Below are 7489 nucleotides of genomic sequence, written 5' to 3'. Positions count from 1 at the left end.
TGATGAGCCCGGCAAGTGCTTCCTTTGATATTTTCAAGAACTTTATGGAGCGCGGCAACCGCTTTAAGGATATTGTCAATAGTCTGTAAATCACATATGATGATAGAATCACAGCCGCCGGATGAAAATCCGGCGGTTTCTGTGTCTACAAGGAAGGAATGTTATGGTATTACTCAACGCAGAACATATTTCCCTGAGCTGGGGAGAAAACACGTTGTTCGACGATGTCAGCTTTGCGCTGGAAGAGCATGATAAGGTCGGCTTTATTGGTATCAATGGCACGGGAAAATCGACGTTTTTGCGCATTCTTGCAGGAATGCAAGAGCCGGACGCCGGAACGATTACGTTGGCACGCGGTGCGCGCATTGGCTATCTGCCGCAGTCCCCGGATTTTTCTGAACCGGTTACCGTGCTGCAGCAGGTTTTTCGCGGCGCATCGACAGATTTTGCAGAAGAACGTGCATATGAAGCCAAAATGCTGCTGACACAGCTTGGCATTACGGAGTTTGACCGAGATGTGCGATTGCTTTCCGGTGGACAGAAAAAGCGCGTAGCGATTTGCTCCGCGCTGATTAATCCGAGCGAAATTTTGATTTTGGACGAGCCGACAAACCATATCGACAATGAAACCGCCGCATGGCTGGAGCAGCAGCTCAAGGCATATAAAGGCGCGCTGGTTATCATTACCCATGACCGATATTTTCTCAATCGCGTGACCAATCGCATTTGCGAGCTGGACCATGCAAAGCTATATTTCTATGAAGAAAATTATGAGGGCTTTGTTGCACGCAAGGCGGAGCGTGTTGCCAGCGCAGCAGCGTCAGAACGCAAGAGACAGACAATTTTACGCCGGGAGCTGGAATGGATGCGCCGCGGCGCAAAGGCGCGCACCACAAAGGCAAAGGGACGCATTCAGCGATTTGAAGAGCTGTCGAGCAAGACGGTACAAGAAGAGGATAGCCAAGTAGAAATGAAGTCGATTTCTACGCGCCTCGGCAAAAAGACCATCGAAGTGTCCGGTTTGTGCAAGAGCTGGGACGGAAAGACGTATATTCGAGATTTTGACTTAACGGTAGCGCGTGACGACCGCATTGGTATCGTTGGACGAAACGGCACAGGCAAATCAACGTTTTTGCGCATTCTCGCAGGACAGGCGCAGCCGGATGCCGGTACCGTGACCTACGGAGAAACCGTGAAAATCGGTTACTTTGCACAGGACTGCGGGCATATGGACGAAAATCAAAAGGTGATCGAGTTCATTCGAGATATTGCGGAGACGGTGCGTACACCGGACGGGACGTTGTCCGCGGCTCAGATGTTGGAGACCTTTTTGTTTACCGGAGAACAGCAGTGGACGCGGATTGGCAGCCTTTCCGGCGGCGAAAGACGCAGACTGTATTTGCTCAGCGTCTTGATGTCTGCACCGAATATTCTGCTGCTGGACGAGCCGACCAATGATTTGGACATTGAAACATTGAATATTCTGGAAAATTATCTGGAAGGGTTTGAAGGTGCCGTTCTCACGGTATCGCATGACCGATACTTTTTGGATAAAATCGCGCGGCGTATTTTCGAGTTCCGTCCGAGCGGCGAAGTAGAGGAATATCTCGGCAATTATGCAGATTATCTCAGCAAGCGCAAGGAAATCGAACGGCCGACGATAGAGAAAACAGAGAAAGCAGAAAAGCCAAAGCCGAAAAACTCAAACAAAACCAAAATGAGTTATAAAGACCGGTATGAGCTGGAACACATTGACGATGAGATTGCCAAGTTGGAGGATAAACTTGCGGCATTGAAAGACGAACAGGCACAGGTGACTTCCGATTTTGTGCGTCTGCAAGAGCTTTCTGAACAAATTGAAGCAGTATCCGGTGAATTGGATGCCAAGGAAGAGCGCTGGATTGAACTGCAGGAGATGGCAGAGCGAGAAGAAAACGGCTGATTACACCAGCTTCCAAAAGCCGAGTGCGATGAGAACCGCGCCGCAGAAAATGGAACGTGCGTGCTCGCTGGGAATGGGAATTTTTGTGCCAAACCATCTGCCGTACCAGACTGCGAAAAAGTTCCACACAAAGGCGATGCCCAGCAAGGAAATCAATGCGGAACCGCAAGCAGAAACGCCTAAGCCGCCAATCAGCGAGTCTATGGAAACCGGAATAGCGAGTACAATAGACTCTGGAATAGACAAGACATTCGAGTGATCGCTGTCCGCACGGGTGTGATCGAGAAACACAGCGGCACCGACACGCACAGGTGCTAAGATTTGGCTGGTTGTTTTGCCAAGCTGTCGAGATATGCGTTCACCGAAAATCTGCATCAATCCGATGCAAACCAAAGCGGTGAAACCAATCCATCGAATGGTGTCCTGCGGAAGATCTTGAAACAGCACGCTCTTTCCGGCAGCAGACACAATGAGAAATCCACTGCTGACGGCTGCCATACACAGGCGGGAATACCAAGGAATCCAAATGCCAGCAGTTCCGCAAGCCATGGCGGCGAACATCACGTCCGCAGTCACAGCGACAACAATCATAAAATCCAAGAAAAATCCCCCTTTTCAGCCGATTGCTTATGAGCAGTGTATGCTGCCTGCATAAAAACGGTGAAACGGGGGATTTATTATTTACAGGAATTGCTGAGCATTAAAATACCTGCCAGAACGCTGCGTAGTACGGAGGGAGCTCGGAACCGCCGCCGAAATCGTGGACTTCGCCGGTAATCAGGTCGCGGGCACGACCGGCTTCTGCATTGAAGTGCGCGTGGAACGGCTGGTCATCGGCATTGATAGCGACCATGACGCGCTCATCTTCAAAGGCACGCTCGAAAATAATCTGCTTGTTGGTCATCAGGCGAATGGTGTAACCGCCATAGCACAGAGCTTTGGAGGATTTCTTTGCCTTTGCGAGTTTGGCAATCCATTCAGTCAGTGCATTGGTCTGCGGCTGCTCGAAACACGGACGCAGATTGGCATCGGAACCTTGCTGCTTCTGTGCCTTTTCACCCCACTCGCTGCCATAATAGATGCAAGGGATGCCCGGCATACCGACCATCATGGCATAGATCAGCGGCAAATGCTTTTCGTTGGTCAAGATAGAAGCGACGCGGGTGACATCGTGGTTGTCAACAAAGGAGAGCAGATGCTTGCCCTTGTACAGCGTCCACGGCTCGGGGCCAAACTGGCGCTGCAGCGAATGACCGATCTCGAACATGTTCATGGAATTGAACGAGGAATACAGACCCTTGTAGCAGTCGTAATTGGTGCAGGAGTGCAGCATACCATCTGCGAGGAACGGGGAACAGTCGCTGCTCATCACTTCGCCGACCAAGAAGAAGTCCGGCTTGAGAGAATCACAGAACGAACGCAGACGACGAATGAAATCGCGATCCAAGGAATAGGCAACGTCCAGACGCAAACCGTCAATGTCGAATTCTTCTACCCAGCCGCGGATGCAGTCAAAGATGTGCTGAATCACTGCTTCGTTGCGCAGATTCAGCTTGACCAGCTCATAATGGCCTTCCCAGCCCTCGTACCAGAAGCCATCGTTGTAGTTGGAGTTTCCGTCAAAGCTGATATGGAACCAATCTTTATACGGGGAATCCCACTTTTTCTCCTGTACATCTTTAAATGCCCAGAAGCCTCTGCCGACATGATTGAATACGCCATCCAAAACAACGCGGACGCCTTCCTTGTGCAGTTTGTCACAGACTTCTGCAAAATCTGCATTGGTGCCGAGGCGGCAGTCGATCTTCCGGAAGTCGCGGGTATCGTAACCGTGGCTGTCGGATTCAAAAACAGGGGAAAAGTACATTGCATTGCAGCCGATAGACGCAATATGCGCCGCCCAATCGCCGACCTTGCCGATGCGATTCACGGTCTTTCCATCATTCTCCCACGGCGCACCGCAAAAGCCCATTGGATAAATCTGATAAAAAACACTCTCATAAGCCCACATAACAGCAATTACCTCCTTGTTATGGAAAATGTATTTCCTATGACAGGAATAGTATATCATATTTGGTGAGAATGAACAACAAAAATGCACAAAATAATCCATTATTTTTTGTATATTTATCTTGCATTTTGCGGATTTTCATGCTAAAATAACTAACTGAAACCGGACAATCCTCTGTTCACCCGGCTGAGAAGGGCTCGGCCACCGGATATGCGGTGCACAAGCATTGTGCAGGGAGAAATCCAGCGCAGTACCGGACAGGAGGTTTTAAAAGGGATACGATTGTCTAAGATTTGGAGGATTATACGATGGACTTAGTTAAGGTTCTCGCAGAGCAGCAGATTAAGAACGATCTGCCGGAGCTCAAGGTTGGTTCTACCGTTAAGGTACACCAGAAGATCAAGGAAGGTAACCGCGAAAGAATTCAGGTTTTCGAGGGTACCATCATCGCTATCAAGCACACTGGCATCAACAAGTCTGTAACCGTTAGACGTATTTCTTACGGCGTAGGCGTTGAGAAGACTTTCCCGGTACATTCCCCGAACATTGCAAAGTTCGAGATCGTTCGTAACGGTAAGGTTCGCCGTGCTAAGCTGTACTACCTGCGCGGCAGAGTCGGCAAGGCAGCAAAGGTTCAGGAAAAGCTGTAAGTTTCAGCCTGTATTCAGGAACCACCAAGGAGAGAACAGTTCTGTTCTCTCCTTTTTCTTTCAAAAATTCAAGGAATATAGAAGATTTGCGGGCATTTTGCCGGAAATTACTTGCCATTCAGGGCGGAATCGGTATAATATAAAGATATATGTGTATCCGATGAAAGGATGATGAGACCTGATGCGCAAAGAGAAAAAAGCTTCTGAAGAAGAAGCACCGAAGGGACGGTTCCACAGTGAACTGTTTGACTGGGGCGAGGCACTGATTCTGTCCTTGACCATCGTGATTCTGGTTTTTGTATTCGGAATCCGAATTATTGGTGTAGAAGGCTCTTCGATGGTGCCGACTTTGCAGAATGGCAATCAGCTTTTGGTTTCCAATCTGTTCTATACGCCGGAAAAGGGCGATATTGTTATTTTGACCAAGGATTCGTTTATGACAAGTCCGATTGTCAAGCGCGTGATTGCAACGGAAGGCGACACCGTGGATATTGACTTTGACACCGGCGAGGTTTCCGTCAACGGTGAAGTCTTGAACGAAACATACATTGCGGAAAAAACACAGACGCATTTTGACATGGATTTTCCGCAGACCGTGCCGAAGGGATGCATCTTCGTCATGGGAGACAACCGAAATCATTCGACAGACAGCCGCTGTGAAGCACTGGGCATGGTGGATACCCGCTATGTCATCGGCAAGGTGCTGATGCGTATTTATCCGGTCAATGAAATCGGTACCGTATCATAAGGAGAAAAACATATGAATATACAGTGGTATCCCGGTCATATGACACGCACGCGCCGACAGATGGCAGTCAGCCTAAAGCAGGTGGATGCGGTCTGTGAAGTGGTTGATGCGCGGATTCCGCAGGTCAGCCGCAATCCGGATATGGACGAAATCGCGGGCAACAAGCCGCGCATTCTCATTTTGAATCGCACGGATCTGGCGGATCCGGAAGCAACCAAGCAGTGGGCGGCATTTTATCGCAGCAAGGGCTATGCCGTTTTGACAACGGATGCCAAGAGCGGCGCAGGCGTTGCCAAGTTCTCTGCGGCGGTGCGTACGCTGCTGGCGGACAAAATTGAAAAGTGGAAGGAAAAGGGCCAGACCGGCCGGTCTGTCAAAGTTATGGTTGTCGGCATTCCGAATGTCGGCAAGTCCACATTTATCAACAAGGTGCTCGGACGCAAGTCGGCAAAGGCGGCAGATAAGCCGGGCGTTACACGCGGTCAGCAGTGGTTCCGTGTGGAAGGCGGCTTGGAGCTGCTCGATACACCGGGCATTCTGTGGCCGAAGCTGGACGATGAGCGTACAGGCATCTTGCTGGCAGTAACCGGTGCAGTCAAAGACAACATCTTGGATGTGGAGACTTTGGCTTGCAAGCTCATGGAGATTTTGTACCATCATGCGCCAAAGCTGCTGACAGACAGATATAAGTTTGAACTGCCAAGTGAGGACGAAGAGATTGATTTTCTTGGCTATGAATTGCTGATGCGTGCGGGCAGAAAACGCGGCTTCCTGATTTCCGGCGGTGAAATTGATACCGAACGCATGGCTCGCATTCTGCTCGATGAATATCGCGGCGGCAAGCTCGGACGTATTACGCTGGAAACACCGGATGAATATACGGAGGAGCAGGCGAATGGCTAAGAGCAAGCAGCCGGTTCTCCTCACGATGGAAAAAGAAACCGAAATCCGCGCCAAAGGTTTTGCTGCTGTGTGCGGTATTGATGAGGCGGGACGCGGACCGTTGGCGGGACCTGTTGTCGCGGCAGCGGTAATTTTGCCGGAAGGCATCGAACTGCCGGGCGTCAATGACTCGAAGAAGCTTACCGAAAAAAAGCGCGAAGCCTTGTTTGATTTTGTCAAAGAAAATGCCCTTGCCTATGGCATTGGTCAGGCAAGCGAACAGGAAATCGACGATATCAATATCTTGCAGGCAACGTTTCTTGCCATGCGCCGCGCGGTGGAGGCTCTGCAAATTCCCGCTGATTTTGCTTTGGTGGATGGCAATCGCATTCAAGGCTTGGAGATTCCGGCAGAAACCGTCATCGGCGGAGACGGCAAAGTGCTGTCGATTGCTGCGGCGTCCATTCTCGCAAAGGTCACGCGAGACCGCTATATGCGTGAGATGGCGCAGACCTATCCGGAATACGGCTTTGAAAAGCACAAGGGATACGGCACGAAAGCACATTATGCTGCCATCGAACAATACGGCATTTGCCCGCTGCACCGCAAAACATTTTTAAAGAAGATTCTCAATCACATATGACAACGGGACAGCGCGGCGAACAGCGCGCCGCTGAATTCTTGCAGCGGCATGGATACACCATTTTGGCGCGAAATTATCGCTGGAAACACGGTGAAATTGATATTATCTGTGCGGATGCGCAGTATTTACTTTTTGTAGAGGTCAAAACCCGTTCGAGTGAAGCGTGGGGCGCGCCGCGCGAAGCGGTTACCGCGCAAAAGCGCGAACGATTGGTGAAAACAGCGCAGTGCTGGCTGCTCCGGCATCCGACAACGAAACAACCGCGGTTTGATGTCATAGAAGTGCTGGTCAATCAACAGCGCGGAACGTGCCGCATCCGGCATGTTCCCCATGCATTTGAGGTGAATTGATTGCGATATTTTGATCTTCATTGCGATACGATATATCGCCTAACAGATTTTGAGCAGCGACTGCCTGCGGGAGAAACGCTGCTTCAAAATACCGGTCATGTGGATTTGCAGAGAGCTGGTTCTCTGGAACAGTATGCGCAGGTATTTGCCCTGTTTTGCGGCTATCAACCGGTTGTATCGCCGGAGGATGCGCATGAACGATTGACGCGGATGCTTCGCACAGCGAAACATGCATTTTCTGCCTGCGGTTCGCGTTTGCGTCA

At 50.3% G+C, this 7489-nt stretch carries 8 protein-coding genes and 1 pseudogene; 7 read left to right on the top strand and 2 right to left on the bottom strand.

The genetic code is table 11. The features are described 5' to 3' along the window. The first annotated feature begins 163 nt into the window (after positions 1-163). Positions 164-1942 (top strand): ABC-F family ATP-binding cassette domain-containing protein, encoded by a 1779-nt coding sequence (locus ACR0P9_RS05240; protein ID WP_432617996.1) that lies wholly within the window; start codon positions 164-166, stop codon positions 1940-1942. Here ACR0P9_RS05240 and ACR0P9_RS05235 read toward each other — a convergent pair whose 3' ends face one another. After that, on the bottom strand, positions 1943-2533 hold the full coding sequence (locus tag ACR0P9_RS05235; RefSeq protein WP_432617998.1) for a manganese efflux pump: 591 nt from the start codon (positions 2531-2533) through the stop codon (positions 1943-1945). 109 nt (positions 2534-2642) lie between these two features. Continuing rightward, positions 2643-3953, bottom strand: coding sequence for an alpha-amylase family glycosyl hydrolase (locus ACR0P9_RS05230; protein ID WP_432617994.1), 1311 nt, complete (start codon positions 3951-3953; stop codon positions 2643-2645). A 308-nt stretch (positions 3954-4261) separates the two neighbouring features. On the opposite strand from ACR0P9_RS05230, the gene rplS reads away from it, so the two are divergent. From rplS to ACR0P9_RS05200, 6 genes and pseudogenes are all read left to right on the top strand, one after another. Then, the gene (rplS, locus tag ACR0P9_RS05225) at positions 4262-4603 is read left to right on the top strand and encodes a 50S ribosomal protein L19 (RefSeq protein WP_432617992.1); all 342 of its coding nucleotides are present in this window, start codon (positions 4262-4264) and stop codon (positions 4601-4603) included. A gap of 181 nt (positions 4604-4784) precedes the next feature. Further along, positions 4785-5351, top strand: a complete 567-nt coding sequence (lepB, locus tag ACR0P9_RS05220; protein ID WP_432617990.1) for a signal peptidase I — start codon at positions 4785-4787, stop codon at positions 5349-5351. Between the two features lie 12 nt (positions 5352-5363). Next, positions 5364-6254, top strand: a complete 891-nt coding sequence (gene ylqF, locus ACR0P9_RS05215; protein ID WP_432617988.1) for a ribosome biogenesis GTPase YlqF — start codon at positions 5364-5366, stop codon at positions 6252-6254. Further along, positions 6247-6876, top strand: a complete 630-nt coding sequence (locus ACR0P9_RS05210) for a ribonuclease HII (RefSeq protein WP_432617986.1) — start codon at positions 6247-6249, stop codon at positions 6874-6876. The genes ylqF and ACR0P9_RS05210 overlap by 8 nt, the downstream gene beginning before the upstream one ends. Continuing rightward, positions 6873-7226: a YraN family protein gene (locus ACR0P9_RS05205; RefSeq protein WP_432617984.1), complete on the top strand. Its 354-nt coding sequence runs from the start codon at positions 6873-6875 to the stop codon at positions 7224-7226. Before ACR0P9_RS05210 ends, ACR0P9_RS05205 begins: the two co-directional genes overlap by 4 nt. Continuing rightward, positions 7227-7489 (top strand): annotated as a pseudogene (locus tag ACR0P9_RS05200) (hypothetical protein); the annotation flags it as partial.

It is taken from the genome of Butyricicoccus sp. (assembly GCF_050872565.1).
Taxonomy (GTDB): Bacteria; Bacillota; Clostridia; order Oscillospirales; family Butyricicoccaceae; genus Butyricicoccus_A.
The sequence above is the reverse complement of the archived record's forward strand: the minus strand, read 5'-3'. Positions and strand labels throughout refer to the sequence as shown.